Origin of the sequence: Sporosarcina luteola, from assembly GCF_007991495.1 — a bacterium.
GTDB lineage: Bacteria > Bacillota > Bacilli > Bacillales_A > Planococcaceae > Sporosarcina > Sporosarcina luteola.
Window position 1 is genome coordinate 13,548 of the sequence record NZ_BJYL01000031.1, and the last position, 18,174, is coordinate 31,721.

At 41.5% G+C, this 18,174-nt stretch carries 15 protein-coding genes and 1 tRNA gene; 4 read left to right on the plus strand and 12 right to left on the minus strand.

The window, feature by feature from the left end:
- Window positions 1-103 precede the first annotated feature (103 nt).
- The 7 genes from SLU01_RS11625 to SLU01_RS11655 form a co-directional block, all read right to left on the minus strand.
- On the minus strand, window positions 104-1,453 hold the full coding sequence (locus SLU01_RS11625; protein WP_147058486.1) for a TrkH family potassium uptake protein: 1,350 nt from the start codon (window positions 1,451-1,453) through the stop codon (window positions 104-106).
- Between the two features lie 130 nt (window positions 1,454-1,583).
- On the minus strand, window positions 1,584-2,330 hold the full coding sequence (locus SLU01_RS11630; protein ID WP_147058488.1) for a TerC family protein: 747 nt from the start codon (window positions 2,328-2,330) through the stop codon (window positions 1,584-1,586).
- A gap of 315 nt (window positions 2,331-2,645) precedes the next feature.
- Window positions 2,646-5,711 carry an efflux RND transporter permease subunit gene (locus SLU01_RS11635; protein WP_147058491.1) on the minus strand — a complete coding sequence of 1,022 codons (3,066 nt, stop codon included), beginning with the start codon at window positions 5,709-5,711 and terminating at the stop codon, window positions 2,646-2,648.
- A gap of 168 nt (window positions 5,712-5,879) precedes the next feature.
- Window positions 5,880-7,454 (minus strand): peptide chain release factor 3, encoded by a 1,575-nt coding sequence (locus tag SLU01_RS11640; protein ID WP_147058492.1) that lies wholly within the window; start codon window positions 7,452-7,454, stop codon window positions 5,880-5,882.
- 146 nt (window positions 7,455-7,600) lie between these two features.
- Window positions 7,601-9,091, minus strand: a complete 1,491-nt coding sequence (locus SLU01_RS11645) for a UDP-N-acetylmuramoyl-L-alanyl-D-glutamate--2,6-diaminopimelate ligase (protein WP_147058494.1) — start codon at window positions 9,089-9,091, stop codon at window positions 7,601-7,603.
- 13 nt (window positions 9,092-9,104) lie between these two features.
- Window positions 9,105-10,154, minus strand: a complete 1,050-nt coding sequence (locus tag SLU01_RS11650; protein WP_373866415.1) for a M42 family metallopeptidase — start codon at window positions 10,152-10,154, stop codon at window positions 9,105-9,107.
- A 165-nt stretch (window positions 10,155-10,319) separates the two neighbouring features.
- A complete protein-coding gene (locus SLU01_RS11655) occupies window positions 10,320-11,705 on the minus strand; it encodes an aldehyde dehydrogenase (RefSeq protein WP_174842647.1) in 1,386 nt (461 codons plus the stop codon).
- Window positions 11,706-12,023: 318 nt separating this feature from the next.
- Between SLU01_RS11655 and SLU01_RS18010 the strand changes: the two genes are divergently transcribed.
- Window positions 12,024-12,176: a hypothetical protein gene (locus SLU01_RS18010; protein WP_170232687.1), complete on the plus strand. Its 153-nt coding sequence runs from the start codon at window positions 12,024-12,026 to the stop codon at window positions 12,174-12,176.
- A 39-nt stretch (window positions 12,177-12,215) separates the two neighbouring features.
- Here SLU01_RS18010 and SLU01_RS11660 read toward each other — a convergent pair whose 3' ends face one another.
- Window positions 12,216-13,055, minus strand: a complete 840-nt coding sequence (locus SLU01_RS11660) for a DNA-3-methyladenine glycosylase family protein (RefSeq protein WP_147058498.1) — start codon at window positions 13,053-13,055, stop codon at window positions 12,216-12,218.
- Window positions 13,056-13,178: 123 nt separating this feature from the next.
- Between SLU01_RS11660 and SLU01_RS11665 the strand changes: the two genes are divergently transcribed.
- Window positions 13,179-13,251, plus strand: a tRNA-Val gene (locus SLU01_RS11665).
- Window positions 13,252-13,705: 454 nt separating this feature from the next.
- The gene (locus SLU01_RS11670; RefSeq protein WP_147058500.1) at window positions 13,706-13,966 is read left to right on the plus strand and encodes a translation initiation factor 2; all 261 of its coding nucleotides are present in this window, start codon (window positions 13,706-13,708) and stop codon (window positions 13,964-13,966) included.
- 362 nt (window positions 13,967-14,328) lie between these two features.
- Here SLU01_RS11670 and SLU01_RS11675 read toward each other — a convergent pair whose 3' ends face one another.
- Window positions 14,329-14,655, minus strand: a complete 327-nt coding sequence (locus tag SLU01_RS11675) for a four-helix bundle copper-binding protein (protein ID WP_147058502.1) — start codon at window positions 14,653-14,655, stop codon at window positions 14,329-14,331.
- Between the two features lie 144 nt (window positions 14,656-14,799).
- Window positions 14,800-15,210 (minus strand): phage holin family protein, encoded by a 411-nt coding sequence (locus SLU01_RS11680; protein ID WP_147058504.1) that lies wholly within the window; start codon window positions 15,208-15,210, stop codon window positions 14,800-14,802.
- 280 nt (window positions 15,211-15,490) lie between these two features.
- On the opposite strand from SLU01_RS11680, the gene SLU01_RS18245 reads away from it, so the two are divergent.
- Window positions 15,491-15,784 carry a phospholipase gene (locus SLU01_RS18245; protein ID WP_147058506.1) on the plus strand — a complete coding sequence of 98 codons (294 nt, stop codon included), beginning with the start codon at window positions 15,491-15,493 and terminating at the stop codon, window positions 15,782-15,784.
- Between the two features lie 43 nt (window positions 15,785-15,827).
- Here SLU01_RS18245 and SLU01_RS11690 read toward each other — a convergent pair whose 3' ends face one another.
- Together SLU01_RS11690 and SLU01_RS11700 are read right to left on the minus strand one after the other, a co-directional pair.
- Complete coding sequence (locus tag SLU01_RS11690; protein ID WP_147058508.1) at window positions 15,828-17,147, minus strand: sodium-dependent transporter; 1,320 nt, start codon at window positions 17,145-17,147, stop codon at window positions 15,828-15,830.
- Window positions 17,148-17,560: 413 nt separating this feature from the next.
- The gene (locus SLU01_RS11700) at window positions 17,561-18,076 is read right to left on the minus strand and encodes a GNAT family N-acetyltransferase (RefSeq protein ID WP_147058528.1); all 516 of its coding nucleotides are present in this window, start codon (window positions 18,074-18,076) and stop codon (window positions 17,561-17,563) included.
- Window positions 18,077-18,174 lie beyond the last annotated feature (98 nt).

Here is an 18,174-nt window from a genome sequence, read left to right on the forward strand (position 1 = left end):
GTTGCTTGTAGTGGAAAGCGTCCGCCTGGAACGGAAAGCAACTTTTCATGTTAAACTAAAAAAGCATCTTCCGACCATATTGATCGGCAAGATGCTTTTTTATTCACCCTATAATCACTCGCTCTTTTGGATAAGAATACGGTCTCTTATTCGTCTTGCCGCCTAAAGTATAAAGGAATGAAATCAATCCTACTCGCCCAATGAACATCAGGACCATAATGATCAATTTTCCGATGACCGATAAATCAGAAGTGATGCCAAGTGACATTCCACACGTTCCGAAAGCGGATGTAATCTCAAATAATAACGCAACTACAGGTACATTTTTTTCAGTTATAAGTAAAATTAACAATGCCGTCATCACCATTACGGCGGCGAGCAAGATGACCGCGTATGATCTGTAAACGTCAATCAGTTTAATTTCACGTCTGAATATATTTATAACATTATTGCCCCGTGCAAAATTGATAAGAAATAGAACAGCGATAGCGAATGTAGTCGTACGGATTCCCCCACCTACCGAACTTGGAGAAGCACCGATGAACATTAAGGACGAAATGAAAATATCCGTTGCATCACTGAATTGGGTAATATCATAAGTCGTCAACCCTGCGGACCTCGCTGAAACTGAATGGAATAAAGAAGCAAATATCTTTTCATGCCATGCGAGTCCTTTGAATGAATGAAAGGATTCTAAAATGAAAATCAATACAGCGCCCCAAACTAACAGCAATCCGAACGTAACAGTCGTAATTTTGGTAAATAAGGAAAATCTGAAGTTTGGCACCTTTTTTGAAAAATACCCCTTCACTTCAATGAGCACCGGAAAACCGATAGCCCCGAGGATAATTAGAATCATTATGACGGATTGGACAAAATAATCGCCAAAGTAAGGATGCATGGAAGAACCGGTTATATCAAATCCTGCATTCGTCGTAGCTGATACCGACATGAACATGCCGTTCAACAAAGCCTCACTGAAAGAGTCGTAAAACCTCATGATATATAAGGTTAAAATAATTCCACCGATTGCTTCAATCATGAAGATGATTACAACAATCTGTTTAATGAGCTGAACGACCCCAGCTAAGGAGTATTGATTATGGTCCACCATGATCAATTGACGCTCGCGTAATCCAATTCTTTTCTTTACAAGAAGCCAGAAGAACGTACCGATTGACATGATGCCAATTCCGCCAAATTGAAGGACAAGCATGAGCATGACTAGTCCAAAGACAGAATACGTATCGCTTATGCTAATTGAAGTCAATCCGGTTACGCTCACTGCACTCACTGCGGTAAATAGACTGTCTATGAAGCTGACTTTCACCCCAGGTAAATAGACGCCCGGAAGATTCAAAAAAAGAAATGAAAAACCGATAGCCAAGAAATAATAAAAAACGATAATTTGAGCAGGGGTGAACCTATGCAAATTTTCCCTTGTCAGTTTCATGCCACCAGTACCTTTCTATATTGAAGGAATCATCTCTTCATTTTAGAGAACTTTTCCCTAAAATGAAAGGATTGAACGTGAAAAATTAAAGGCCAGCACAAAATTTCATGTGCCGACCCTACCCATTCACTTATTTCTTGTTTTTAACGATAGCTGTCACATATCCACCGACAGCGATTCCCGCGAGTACAATCCAGAAGATTGATTTCCATAAAGTCGAATGCGGAAATGACTCATCAATAATCATTAAATTCGGATGCGCCAAAGTGAGAACGACCAATTTGACACCAACCCAGCCGACGATAAGAAAAGCAGCTGTTTCGAGAGAAGGATATTTTTCAAGCAATACAACGAACTGCCTTGCAGCAAATCGGATAATGATCAGTCCGATAATCCCGCCAAGTAACATGACTACAAATTGACCGCCATTGATGCCGCCGATATGAAAATCTCCAAGTTCAGGCAACGTCACTGCCAACGCAACAGCAGCAAGCATGGAATCGAGAGCAAATGCGATATCCGCGAGTTCCACCTTTAATACCGTCATCCAGAAACCGGATTTTTTCCGCGGCTTCTTTAAATCATCATGGTCATCTTTCCCTTTATCCAATAAGCTCTTAATCGATATGAATAAAAGATACGCTGCTCCTAAAGCCTGTATTTGCCAAATATTCACTAAAAACGTAATCATGAATAATGCTGCAAATCTAAAGACAAATGCTCCAAGGAGTCCGTAGAATAGGGCTTTCTTTTGTTCTACTTTCGGTAGATGTTTTACCATTACTGCCATGACGACTGCATTATCTGCCGCCAGTAACCCTTCTAATGCGATCAATACAACAAGTACCCATGCGTATTCTAATAATATTGCTTCCAACCTATTTCCTCCTTATTTTTCCATATAAAAAACCCTCACCTAATAAAAGGCAAAGGTCTCGCTAAGTCAGAAATTTAAGTGTAAATCCCACTATCATAACCGATGGCATTTGCCATGTATTGACGACTATGAAATAGGTTGCCCTATAGCTACTCCCCTTTGACAACTGTCAAAAGTGTTATTAAGTTGTTGAGTGCTTTCAAATGATTATACCATCAATGGAAGACTGATACAATTCATAGTCTGAAGTTTTTTAGCGACCCAGCTTACTTCAAACATCCGGAGATCATTTCCCTTCATCTCCGGATGTTTAATTTATTTACTTTCAACAGCCCGCTTGCGTGTTTGCCGATCAAATAGGCTATAGATGATCGGAACAATATATAACGTCAAGAACGTTGAACTGATCAAACCACCGATCACCGCGATCCCCATCGGTTGATTCATTTCCGTTCCTTCTCCAATTCCTAGCGCTAACGGCAACAAGCCGAGAATTGTCGTTAAGGCCGTCATCAATATCGGTCGGACCCGATCCCTGACTGAAGCAATAATAGCGTCATACGAACTCATCCCCGCTTCTTTCCGCTGATTGATGTAGTCAACAAGAACGATCCCATTATTGACAACGATCCCAACGAGAACGAGAATCCCAATAATAGCCGTTACACTTATCGGTGTTTTGGTGGCGAAAAGGCTTAAGGCTACACCAATGACCATTAGTGGAACGGAGAACATAATAACGAACGGGTATTTGAAGGATTCGAACTGGGCTGCCATGACGATGTACACGAGTACAACCGCTAGGGCGATTGCAAGAAGCATGTCATCGATGGCATTCTCGAATAGTTCTCGATCGCCCCCATATGACATTTCAGTCTCATCCGGCAAATTGAGATCATCCATAATTTCATTCACTTTGGCAGTCATATCACCTAACGACAACGATGATTCATATTTTATATCAAATGTGACGGAGTGAGCTTGGTCAACTCGCTGGATGGAAACGGGTCCTTCCGCAACGGAAATCTTCGCAACATCTTTCAATGCAATAAAATCTCCCAATTGCGTCCTCAATTTGATTTGTTTAAGCTTATCAATGCTATTACGATATCTTTCATCATATTTCACGATAATCGAAACAACGTTTTCATGTTTATCTACAAATTGAGATGCAAACGCCCCCCGCGTAAACGTATTGACAGTTTGGGCGATTTGATATGGAGCCAAGCCTAAGTCGGATGCCTTTTCCCGATTGATGTCTACATGGATTTCCTCAATTGTATCCTGTAAATTATTTGATACTTCTAATACCGAATCCAATTCACGGAGTTCTGCATTCAATTTCTCCACAGACTCGTTCAATCTCTCCTCATTTGTATCTTTCAATGAAAACGATAATGTATTCGGACTGGATCCCGCAGCTGTTTGCATAACAAAACTAACATTTGCATCATCACCCACCAAATCTAAAACATCTGGTTGGACATCATCGACGAATTCAAATACGCTACGCTCCCTTTCAGACAACGGTACGAGTTTGACATACATTTCAGCCGTATTCGATTCTGAACTGCCTTGAGACACGCTCTGCTGCGTCCCACCGACTAGACTGACATACACGTCAATCTCTTTTTCCTCCTTCAACTCAGACTCGATCTTTTTCACCACTTCATTCGTGGAAGCAAGAGATGAGCCATTTGGAAGCTTGATGGAAATACTGAAAAACCCTTCATCTGTCGGCGGCAAGAACTCGGTCCCTACTTTAAATAACCCAAAACCGCTAGCCACAAGTAGCACAATCGTCAACAATAAAATAACTGTCCGATGCCGCAGCGACCATTTGACGGATCGTTCAAAACTATTCAATGTCTTCGAACGACGTCTTCTCGCTTCAATGTTTTTCTTAGGCTTTTTAAGCATACGGCTTGCCATCATCGGCACAACCGTCAAGGCAACGACGAGTGAAGCGAATAAACTAAACGAAATCGTCAACGCAAACTCCGTGAAAATCTGACCGATTAAGCCGCTTATGAAAATGACTGGAACAAAAACAGCAAGCGTAGTTAATGTTGAAGCTGTAATCGCACCGCTGATCTCTTTGGCGCCTTCCCTCGCTGCATTCATCCGATCTTTCCCCATCGCCAGGTGCCGCTCAATATTCTCAATCACAACGATCGCATTATCGACTAACATTCCAATTCCGAGTGCCAATGCACCAAGCGTCATGATGTTCAGTGAGAAGTTCGCAAAATACATAAGTACGAATGTCACGATGACTGAATAAGGAATGGCAACGCCAATAATAATTGGGCTCTTAATCCCCCTTAAGAATAAAAACAAAATAACCATTGCAAACAATCCACCAAGAAGTAAAGATTGCCCAATATTTCCTATGGCAAGCTTCACATAATCTCCTTGGTCAAATAGGATGTCAGCTTCAATCTTTTTGAATTCATCTTCCGCAAGCAATTTATCCAATGATTCCTTGAACGCTGTAGAAACGGTTGCTGTGTTTGCTCCGGATTCCTGAAGAACCGACATGAGGACGGCTTGCTGATCATTCGCCCTTGTTTCGGAATTTGCTTCCGCCTCAAGTAACGCAACATCCGCAACATCAGAAACTTTCACCTTATCTCCTGTTAACGGATTAACACCGACCATGACATTCCGAATATCCGTAATCGTCGTTAATGAACTAATGATTCGTGTCGTCAATTGTTTTCCATCATCAGTCTCAATCGGTTCACCCGGCATTGATACATTATTCACCTGGATCGCCTGTACAACATCCGTTTGAACAAGCCCAAATTGCTCAAGTTTCTTTTGATCCAAAATGACTTGAACCTCTTCCACCAATTTCCCTGAAACAGTAACGCTTGCCACTCCATTCGTCCGGCGAAGCTCAGTTTCCAGACGTTCCGCGATATCCCTAATATCCGTTCCTTCCACATTTGTCCGTAACGACAACTGGATTACCGGAAATTGAGCGGGATCAAACTTCATGAATCGCGGGGCATTTGCTCCTTCTGGAACGGCGACCTGATCGATTCTCTGCATAATATCCAACTGCACATCATCTATATTGGTCGACCAGTCAAACATGAGTAAAATAAAATTCGCACCTTCCTGCGAAGAAGATTGCATCGTTTTCAAGCCCGGAGCAGTCGATAAACTCGCCTCCAGCGGCTTCGTCAATTTTTCACTTACCTCCGTCGATGAGGCCCCCGGATAATTTGTCACTACTACCGCAACAGGAGGATTCAACTCCGGAATTAACGTCACAGGAATTTTTAAAAAGGAAACCGCCCCTAAAATAATAACAAGAAACATCGTCACAATTGTAAACACAGGTCTATTGATGGAAAAATTACTTATCTTCATCTGCATGTTCCTTTCGTCAATCAAAACATCTATACCTATCATATTGAATGATACAAGTAACATCAAACACGAAGTATGGAAAAATCAGTCGAAATATGTATAAACTCCAATTTTCCTCAAACTCAAAAACCGAAAAGACTCAACGAGCCCTTTCGGTTCCACATGTTTTTATAGTAAATTATACAATTTAATATCCGGATATTTGTCGCCGAACCAACGTAGTGCGAAGTCGTTTTCAAATAAGAAGACAAGGTTATCATATCGGTCCTTTACAAGCATGGATCGTTGGCCTGTCATCGATTCTTTTACATCTGCCTCGTTTTCAATCCAGCGCGCCACTTTGGATCCGATATGTTCCATATGAACTTCGACATTGTATTCGTTTTTCATCCGATGTTCGAACACTTCAAACTGGAGCTGCCCAACCGCTCCTAATAAAACTTCTTCCGTATGCAATGTTTTATAATATTGGATGGCACCCTCTTGGACCAACTGAAGGATACCCTTATGGAAATGCTTCGATTTCATTACGTTCTTTGCTGTAACCCGAACGAAGAGTTCCGGCGTGAATTGCGGCAACGCTTCAAACTGAAAGTTCAACTTTCCACCGACTACCGTATCACCAATTTGATAATTCCCTGTATCGTATAAACCGATAATATCTCCGGCAACCGCTTCGTTGACAGTTTCCCGATCGTCTGCGAGGAATTGTGTTGTCTGAGATAATTTTATGGATTTTGAAATACGTGGTACGGTGACTGACATACCGCGTTCAAAATTCCCTGAAACTATCCGTACGAATGCAATCCGGTCACGATGAGCTGGGTTCATATTCGCTTGAATTTTGAAAATAAATCCAGAGAATTCGCCTGAATAAGGATCAACCAGCTGTTCATCTTTCGTTTTCCGTGGTTGCGGGGAAGGTGCAAATTGGAGGAACGTTTCCAAAAATGTCTGTACACCGAAGTTAGTCAAAGCACTGCCGAAAAATACCGGTGTCAACTCTCCTTTTGCTACACGATCCACGTCAAATTCATTGCCAGCTTCATTTAAAAGCAATACGTCTTCGAGCGCTTGTTTATAATAGGAAGTTTCGGTCATTGGGTGCTCAACCGCAAGCTCGCCTTCTTCATTCAAGGGAAGGAAGTGGCTTTCCCCTTCAACACGTGCCTGTTCAATTCGATTGTTGAATCGGTCATAGACGCCGATGAATTCTTTTCCCATTCCGATCGGGTAATTCATTGCATATGATTGGATTCCTAATACTTCTTCAAGCTCCTCCATTAATTCAAGAGGCTCTTTCCCTTGACGGTCCATTTTGTTCATGAATGTAAAAATCGGAATACCTCTCATTCGGCAAACTTTGAAAAGTTTGATTGTTTGAGGTTCAATTCCCTTTGCAGAATCGACCATCATAACCGCAGCGTCTACTGCCATCAATGTTCGGTACGTATCTTCACTGAAGTCTTCGTGTCCTGGTGTATCCAATATATTGACACGCTTACCGTCATAATCAAATTGAAGCACTGAGGAGGTTACTGAAATTCCACGTTGCTTTTCGATTTCCATCCAATCAGATGTTGCATATTTGCCAGTCTTCTTCCCTTTTACTGTACCCGCATCCCGGATAGCTCCACCGAAATAGAGTAGTTTTTCCGTCATTGTCGTTTTGCCGGCATCGGGGTGAGAAATGATTGCAAACGTGCGCCGGGATGTAATTTCTTCATTTATAGGTTTTTGCATTTTTTATGAACTCCTTCTTTTCCGCTTTTCTAAGCATAGACAGAAAACAAGTCAATTTCAACATTTTTTTCTCGATTGCATACATGTTGAACAAGAAAATTTATCCTGCAAAAAAAGCCGCCCGAAAAAGACGACTTTTTAACAACTTATTTTTCCACAATTCCTTCTCCAAACTTCTTTCCGGCTTCATCCAATGCAATTTTCGCGTCGGAATGAGGCAGTTTTTCCTTTCCAACAATTTGGAAATCCTCATGCCCTTTACCAGCAAAAATAATAATATCGCCTCGTTCAGCAACTGAAACCGCGTGGCGAACGGCCTCTTCTCTGTCGCCAATGCATGCATATTGATCATGCTTCATGCCCGCTTCCAATTCGGAGAGGATTGAATCATACGGCTCATCACGGGGATCGTCGGTCGTTAAAATGACATAATCGGCGATGGACGCCTTTTCCGCCATGATTGGTCGTTTCTTCCGATCCCTGTTGCCACCTGTTCCGATGACAAATATTAATTTACTTTCTCGATTTTTATAAGGAAGAATGGCTTGAATTGCCTTTTCAATTGCATCAGGCGAATGTGCATAATCGACATAGATCGTGAGCGGCAGGTCCGTTTCAACTCTCTCCATCCGGCCTTTCGCAGCTGGAATGACAGCTAATCCGTCCAAAATCTCCGTCATTTCAAGCCCTTTCGCGAACAGGGCAGCAATCGTCGCAAGTGCATTATACACATTAAATTCACCGATCAGCGCCATAGAAACTTCAAATTCACCAACAGGCGATCGCAATTGGAAGGATGTTCCTTCTGCTGTTAAGTTTAAATCATACGCTTTAAAATCTGCTTGTTCATGAACCCCATACGTCAATATCGGGAAAGGTGTCATTTCTTTCATCCGCCTACCCCAAGAATCGTCTGCATTCACAATTCCGAATTTCGACTGTGCCAAGTCTTGTCCAAGCTGAGCAAATAAAAGTCCTTTGGCATGCCCATAATTATCCATTGTCTGGTGGTAGTCCAAATGGTCATGTGATAAATTCGTAAAAACAGCAATATCAAATTCAGTGCCAGATAGCCTTCCTTCTATTAAGCCATGAGAAGAAACTTCCATCGTCATCGTTGTACAACCGGCATTCACTGCCTCGCTAATCATCCGCTGAGTCGTCAGCACATCAGCTGTTGTATTTTCCGTTTCATACAACACACCATCCAAATTAAAACCAATTGTCCCGGTAACAGCGGATTTTTCGCCTGCCTGCTGCAAAATCGAATTCAGCATATTGCTGACGCTCGTCTTGCCATTTGTACCGGTCACGCCAATCATCGTCATCTGCTTGGAAGGATAGTTAAAGAATCGCGGCGCCAGCAAGGCGATAGCCCTCGTCGTATCCTCCACATAGACGACAGCCACTTTCTCTGCATCCACGTTGACAGTGTCGGACGCTACAATAACGCGTGCCCCTTGGTCAATCGCCTTTTGGACATAAGCATGTCCATCCACCGTGAAACCTTTAATGCAAACAAAAACGCCCCCCGCGTTGACTGCTCTGGAATCGACAGCAAGATCCGTGACGATTTCAGGTAAAATCCCTTCCACTTTCTTTATTGGTAAGCTCGAAAATAAGTAGTCGCTTTCCATGACTTGCCTCCCGTTAATCCATCATTTCTGAAGTAATATACGAATGTAATAGTAGTGCAGTCGCTTTCAATGAGTCGACATGAGTCCTTTCCAAAGCATGTGACGACTCAATCCCCGGTCCGAATAACGCATGTTTCACATCGAAGCCTGCGCGAATTGCAGCAGAAGCATCCGACCCGTAATACGGGTAAATATCAAGTTTGAATGGAATGCTCCCTTTTTCACATAATCCTGTCAAATGCCTTGTCAATGCGTAGTGATAAGGACCGCTTGAATCCTTTGCGCAAATCGATACTGTGTATTCATCTGAAGTTTGTCCATCACCGATCGCTCCCATGTCAACGGCGATATATTCTACCGTTTCAGCAGGAACATTGGAATTCCCTCCATAACCGATCTCTTCATTATTCGAAATGTAAAAATGTGTCGTATGCGGCAATTCAATTACGTTTTCTTTTACGGAACGAACTAGATCTACCAACAATGCTGTACTTGCTTTATCGTCCAGATGACGGGATTTAATAAACCCGCTAGGCGTCACTTCGAATCTCGGATCAAATGAAACGAAATCTCCAACTTCAATGCCAAGCGCCTTCGTCTCTGCAGCATTTTTCACCTTTTCATCGATTCGCACTTCAATATTGTCAGCATTTCTTTCAGCAGTACCAGCATTCCGATACACGTGTACTGTTGTCTGGTGCATTAAAATCGTCCCACGAACCTCTTTGCCGGAAGCGGTATGTATATGGCAATATTCGCCTTCGACAGCATTCCAATTGAATCCGCCTATCATCGCCAGTTTAAGCCTGCCATTGCTTTTAATTTCCTTTACCATTGCGCCAAGCGTATCAGTGTGGGCAGTCAATAGCCGATGTCGCGAATCATCCTTGCCCTTTACAGTTGCGATAATGGCTCCTTTATTCGTCTTTTTATACGGAACACCAATATCTTCAAACTCATTACTAATAACCTTCATTACCTTCTCGGTAAAACCGGAAGGACTCGGTGTTTCCACTAATCTCTTTAACAGTCCAGTTGTTCTTTCCTCATTAAATTGATACATACTTCCCATCCCCTTCGTCTTTTTAAAAAAATCCATTTTTACATGATTGCAAATGTATGATACATAGTTTACTACTTTTTTTAGATGTGCATCAATGAAAAACTAAAATCCATTCACTGAAATCCACTAACCTAATTATAGATTAATGGGTTGTTCAATGTGCGATTAACGAATTATCGGCTTAATGATTGAAAGCTTTTTCCCATAAGGCGGAAAACCAAGTCGGACAGAGAGTTTAGTACTTTTCTTCATGATCGATTTCGAATGGGTGAACAAGTCAAAACTCGCTTTGCCATGATAGGCATTCATACCTGATGTGCCGATTCCACCAAACGGTAAATGTATGTTTCCAACATGAGACACCGTATCATTAATACAGCCCCCACCGAAAGGAAGGTTTTCCAAGAAATAGTCTTGTGCTTTTTCATTTTCAGAAAACAAATAAGCAGCCAACGGTTTTGGCAAATGCCGAATCCGATGAATAGCCTCCCCTAAATTTTGATAGGTGATGATCGGAAGAATCGGACCAAAGATTTCCTCTTCCATTGATGGGCTATTCCATGAAATATCATCTAAAATCGTCGGACTGATATAGAGGTCATTTTGATCTGTCTTGCCGCCGAAAATGATTTGATTTTTTTCTTCCTTAAGCATCTTATTTAACCGGTCGAAATGTTTTCTATTGACAATTCTTCCATAATCCTCGCTCTTCGAACTATCTTCGCCGTAGAATTCAAGGATGGAATTACTGATTTCCTTCAGAAGTTTCTTTTTTACCGTTTCATGGACGAGTATATAATCAGGCGCAACACATGTCTGGCCATTATTGACAAACTTCCCCCAGACAATCCGCTCGGCAGCTATTTTAATATTTGCGGTCTGGTCCACAATCGCAGGACTTTTCCCACCAAGTTCCAACGTTACCGGGACGAGTCTTTCGGCAGCTGCTTTCATGACGACCTTTCCTACCGCGGCACTGCCTGTAAAAAAAATGTAGTCGAACGGTGCATGAATAAGTGCCGTCGTTTCTTCAATTCCACCTTCCACAATTTGAACGTACTCTGCAGGATAAATGTCGGTTAATAAATCTCTTACGACCGCCGCGGTGTGGGCAGCCATTTCTGACGGCTTCACAATCACGCAATTGCCAGCTGCAATCGCTCCGACTAACGGATCCATTACTAACTGAAACGGGTAATTGAAAGGTCCGATAATCAGTACCGAACCATACGGCTCCCGTACGATAAAACTTTTCGCAGGTTGTAAATGAGCCGGTGTCTTCACGTTTTCCGGTATCATCCATTCCTCTAAATTCTTTATCATGAATGAAATGCTCGATAAAACAAATCCTACTTCTGTTACATAAGCTTCAAATGGACTTTTTCCTAAATCTTTTTTTAATGCCTCATGAATTTTCTCTTCATTCGATTTGATGGCATCTTTTAAACGCATTAACATATCAATTCGAAATTCGACATCTTTAGTCTTTCCCGAGAAATAGAAGTTATGTTGAGAAGTAATCATTGATTCGATATTGTGTGAAATAGACATTATAATCTCCTCCTCCGATAAATCAAATTGTCAATATAGCAAAAGGACTGAATATCAATCGTCAAATTCCGACCAATTACGCAGTTTGGGAAAACGCCCGTCAACATATACTATCATTACACAATTAATCGATTCGTTTTGCGTTTTTAGTATGAAATAAAGGATGAAAACAAAATGAACTCGATTGCAGTTAAACCGATAGCAAGCGATAGGCCTTAAGATACTTTTTCGGTAGTTTGCGTTTCAGTTCCTCTCATTCAAGGGTAAAGAATTAACACATCACTACTAATGATTATGAATGAAATGGAGGAAATGAACATGACAACAACAGAAACTTGGTGGGAAACAATCTTTGAAGGAAATCTTTCATTAGGTCTCAACAAGGAGCGCATCACTGACCTGGATGATGAGACTTTCCTCTACTTTGACGATGAACTTGAACAAGATCATGAACAAATACACACTCAATAATAGATAAACTTGCTTCCCTTTCGTCTAAGGGAAGCTTTTTCATTCAATACTTCTCCATAAATACAATGCTGCGTAACTTAAGTAAGGTGACCAGTCAGGAAAACGTTCCATCATTTCTTCCTTCGTCGGTTTGCGGTCAAGTCCCCACACTTGTTTCAAAGCATTTTGCAACCCAATGTCCGCGATTGGGAATAAGTTTGGTCTCCCTAAACCGAACATGAGGAAATTTTGTGCTGTCCACGGACCAACACCACGATGCGCAACCATTTCACATATGACTTCCTCATCTTCCTTATGATCAAATTTAGTTAAATCCAATTCCCCTTCAACAATCGCTTTCGAAAGACCGATGACATATTCCGCTTTTCGCCCGCTAAACTGCAACTCCCGCAAGTTATCCACTTCGAGAGCGGCAATCTTATCAGGATTCGGATATCTCCAGACACCATCTTGATTGTCACCAAATGTCTCTACAAAACGCATTGTCAACACATGCGAAAAGGTCAGGTTCAGTTGTTGATGAATGATATTTTTCATTAGTGTACCGTAAAGTGAAAAGCTTTTAACGAGCGGTGTTCCTGCATGGTCGATGAAAAGTTGTCCTAAATCGGTATGCTTAAAATGCTCGGCAATCGTATCTAGACGCCTGTCAAAATGAAAGATGGATTTCACTTTTTGAAGTTGCGCATCATCTAGTACATTATCAATCAAGAATGAAGGCGAATCCGTGGAGCCTAAACCGCGAAGGCTAACAATATTCCCTTCTTCCATTGGAATCCGCACTTCTCTTTTCTGCAAATCGACCGCATTCACCGGATCCCCCGCCAACCGTTCGAGCGCGCGGTCAAAATCATACTTGAACGGTAATGAAATTTGCATATCGCTCCCCCCTTTTCTTTCCATTCTACCTTTTTATCGTCATAAGGAAAAACTTTTAGAAAAAGTGTTGACTTCTATTACAAACCCGCTATAATAATAAATGTGCAGTAAGCAAGTCATCCCGATTCCGTAGCTCAGCTGGGAGAGCGCTACCTTGACAGGGTAGAGGTCGCTGGTTCGAGCCCAGTCGGAATCATTGGGTGCCAAACCCGTAGGAAGGTTGTCGGAACAACAACCTTCTCCAGAAACAGTCCTATTAGGCCGGATGCCTAGGGGCTGTTTTTTTATGCGCTGGGATAAAACTGGGGTTGAAATTCTTAATGGGCTATGTAAAATGCTAATAATAGATGAAAAAGAGGAGCCCCCTCTTTTTTTACATACTCCGTACTTTGACAATATCGCCCGCCAAAATATTGTCCTTTCCGAATGGTCCCTCGACCGATATACTCTGTCGTGCCAGACCCAGTCGCATGACCTTTCCTATATATGTATCTATTTTGCCTGCGCGCCAAGTGTTACTAGCAGCTTCAGTTCTTTTCGTATTTCATGAATACTATCAGTGACAGGAGGAACCTGTCTTTTTTTGCCTACATGGACAACTTTCATATTTCGTCTTCCTCCATAAAATAAACAAGGAGGATTGGTAGATAATGTACAATGACAATAATGGACAATTTAGCGAAAACACAGATTCCCAAGAACTTTATGCTGCCAAACTTGCATGGCTAGGCGCTGCGTTGTCTACATTAGGAGATGGAATATCAACCATAGCCGCTGGCCTTGCGGTACAACAACTAGTAAACACGAACAAACAAAACTCTGGTGATACCCAAAAACTATCCAAAGACATAGATCGCATGCAGAAACAAATAGATCTGTTAAATAAGCAAATCAACATTATGAATCGGTAAGAGATGTTTATTCCGAGGTAAAATCAAACCCCATATATATTTAATTGTCAGGGACTGATTTGAGTTCCTGTCTTTTTGGTTGCTCCTAATCTTCAGGATGAACAGTAACTATGATCTTTGAGTTTCTTTCACAAACAGGACACGGTACGATAATCCCTTTTGATATATCAACGATTACTGCAACCTGTCCGCTGCACTCTTCGCAAGTGTCCATGGCTTTCCTCCTTTCAATGTCCAAACTATCCATAACATATAAATAAAAAACCTTTCCCGACTGACTTAGGGAGAGGTTTTAAAAGATGCTATCCCAAGACACCATTTAAATTTCTTGGGATAGCTCGTTTGTTAAGTTACTGTATCGATTACGCCACCGCTTGACGGCACGCTTCTGCACATTTGCGACATGATTCAGCACAGCGTTTACAATGATCCATGTCATGTTTAGCACACTCTTCTGCACAGCGGTCGCAGATTTCTGCACAAAGTTCTAAAATCTGTCCAGCAAATGGGCTGTTGCGTGTTATCGCCTGCGCAACGAATGTACAAATATCAGCACACTCTCTGTCCAACCGAATACATTCAGCCATCATCTTAACATCTTCTTCTTTCAGGCATGCATCGAAACAAGTATTGCAGTCCTCCAGACACTTTAGAATCACCTTAAGGGTCTCTCCGTATTTTGTATCCATGGACTCACCTCCTCAACTTTTCATTCGTTACTAATTTTCCCACGAGGCAACATTTCAAACTAAAAGTGTGCATCTCATTGGAAAGTAATCTGATGAAATATTAAGTAGATAATTTGTTCATGCACTCCCCAATGTCCTACTTCCTCATTTATTGTTCTTTTTATTCTTTAAAATTGCTATCGCATTCTTTATATATTCAGGTACTGGTAATCCAATTCTGCCGGCATTTTCGGTAATGGATAGAATTTCATTGATTGCATAGAAAACGATAACCATCGTCATCACCACTTCAGACGACTCAATCCCGTTCTCTATTAATAGAAGGTCGATGAGATGGGCTACAGTCACCATTGCAAATATAAAAACTTTGCGCGCGACGCCAAGCAAACCTACATTACTTCTCAATTCCCCTTTCAATGCACTCGCAAGCATCCCTGTAATATAGTCAATTACAACAAGTGCTACTAAAATAGCTAGCAATACACTCCAGCCTCCATATAAAAACGTGAGTATTCCAACAAATAATGAAGGAACCGACTTCAAATAAATCCCCATCTATAAGCACTCCTTGTTTTATTCACTAACCCTAATTTTGCAGCTGCCATTTGCTTTTTGAAGAACATTCAAGCATGTCCTATACATTTGTACAGAGTAAAGCCTGTCTATCTAGCTTATTCGAGCCCGCATGTTATTGGAGTGTACCAATGTCATGTCGCTACAGATGTTTTTCAAATTGACTCTGCATAGGTTCCTGCTTATTTGTTAGCTCCAATCGGGGAATAAAATAGAATGATCCCTTTTAGAATGGCTTTTAAAAAGAAAGGAGGTAGTCTGGTTGTTTCCTAAGGACAATAAGAGAATTCGCTTTTGTGTATTTCCAGGTTATAACTGGTGTGGACCTGGTTGTAGCGGACCGGGTTATCCCGTTAACAAGGTGGATGCCTTATGTAAAGCACATGACGAATGCTATCGTCTGAATGGCGACCGTTGCTATTGCGATAGCGAATTACTTCGACGTCTACGACCATATTTAGCTGAAGATACGCAAATGGGAAATCACGCAAGAAATCTTCACAACTATATGAGGCTTCAGATGAGGTTCACTTGCAGGAGGAGAAGAGCTTGGTAATACTAAATTCAAAAACCGCCTACACATTGTAAGCGGTTTTTGTTCAAGTGAAAAATGATGCGATGAAAATAATTATAATGGCTAACGGTGCGATGAAACGGACAATAAACTTCCATGCACGATTTAAAAACGGATGCATTCGCAGTTCATCATTCGTGTCCGCAGTCGTTAAGACGAATCCAGCAAAAATGGAGATAAGAAGCGCGCCGATTGGCATTCCGATCCGGCTTGTCAGCATATCTGCAAAGTCAAAAAACGAACCTCCAGGCATTTCTACGTCTGATAGAACACCAAATGATAAAGCACTTGGAATTCCGACGATAAAGATGAGCAAACCGAACACCCACGCAGCTTTCTTTCTTCGATCATTCCTATTTTGGATGCCTGTAGACACTACAATTTCAAGCATTGCAATCGAAGAAGTCAATGTTGCGAATAATAATAGAATGAAAAATAGAATCATGAAAAATCCACCGAACGGAATCTCATTGAAAATAGCCGGCAAAATGACAAATATTAACCCTGGCCCCTCCGCAGGGGATTGCCCTAACGCAAATACTGCCGGAAAGATGACGATACCCGCCAACAAAGAAATGAATATATTTAAGATGGATACATTAAATGCAGATTGGCCAAGCTTTTCTTCTTTTGACAAATAAGATGCATATGTAAGCATTGCTGTTACACCTACACTTAGCGAGAAAAATGCTTGTCCGAGTGCAAGTAAAAATGTTTTTCCCGTTAAATAAGACCAATCTGGGACGAAAAGAAAACGTATCCCTTCCATTGCTCCGTCAAGTGTTACCGATCGTATCGCAAGGACGATGAAGAAAATGAATAATAAAGGCATCATCCATCGGCTGGCACGCTCAATCCCACCTTTAATGCCGCTCTGCACAATCCAAATCGTCAATATCATAAAGACGGCCTGAGCAAGCAGCACTTCAACTGGATTTGCGATAATCGAATTAAAAAGGCCGCCATAGTCCGTTGTATCAAGGCGTGACACAATTGCCCTCGCCAAATAAGATAATATCCACCCTCCAACAACGCTGTAAAACGATAATATAATAAATGAAGTGCCTAAACCCAGCCAACCGATTAAATGCCATTGCTTACCGGGAGCCAACCGTTTCAAAGAAGTGACCGCATCATGCTGTCCCCTTCTGCCAACAACAAATTCCGCCAATAAAATAGGCAAACCTATCGCCAACGTACAGACGATAAATAATAATACAAATACGCTTCCGCCGTTCGTCCCCGCCATATACGGAAACTTCCATATCGCGCCAAGCCCTATAGCGCTGCCCGCAGCAGCTAATACAAACCCGATCTTCGAAGTCCATTGCTCTCGTTGTTTCAACTACATCGCTCATTTCATGTACAGTGCCTAGCCACTGAAGTTTTGTCCCATTATAACGTAAAGTGATTGAAGATTATATAGCCTATATGAGGTTTATTTATTTTGCGGAAAGGTTAGTACTTTAGGAAAACATTAACATTGAAAACTCTCTGTAACCAATGTATTATATATACATAAGCTGCATTGTACGTATAACATTAAGTTTTAACCTTTATGCTGTAAAAGGGAGTTTTATATAAGAACAGGAATGGCAAGCCCTATCCAATACTGATGGGGACAAACAGGAATGTTTTTGCGAACACCCACTTTGAGGAGTGGTGGTTTAAAACTTTCTATGATTTGATACGGCAAAGGCGGCTTACCTATATTAAATTATTCAGCACCACTCTTAATTGAGTGGTGCTTTTCTGTCGTTAATTTTCAATACTCTCATTCAGAAATAAAACCATCAACTCTTCGTCATAATAAATGCCGTCGATTTTCAAAGCATTTTTCTCATGCCCGTATGTTTTAAATCCAAGAGAAGCATATAACCCAAGCGCAGCCGCATTTGAACTTACTACTGTTAAATGAATTTGCTCAATGCCTTCTATCGTCTTTGCCGTTTTGATTGCTTCTTTCATGAGTTCTTTCGCTAAACCGTTTCCCCGTTTTTCAGGCGTTACATACATGGCGACAATTGATGCACGATGTTGCAGTTTAGTCATTTTTTCAGGAATTAATGTAATGACGCCAATTAGTGCTGAATCATTGAAAGCACCGAAGGTAAAAGAATCGTCAGCTGCAAATCTTTCATTATATTTCTCAGCAGTCTGTCCACTTTCCTCCAAGTAACTACTGGCAAACGCTTCGGGGTTGGTACGTAAAGCTTCTAATCGAATTTCAAGGTACGCATTCGCATCTTGCGGGCGTAATCTTCTAATCTCCATTTTCATCCACCTGCCCTTTTCTCTATGTCTTTACATTAATTCACCTGAACGTCTCTGTCTACCTCATTACTAACACAAGATTGTAACCCTGCAAACTT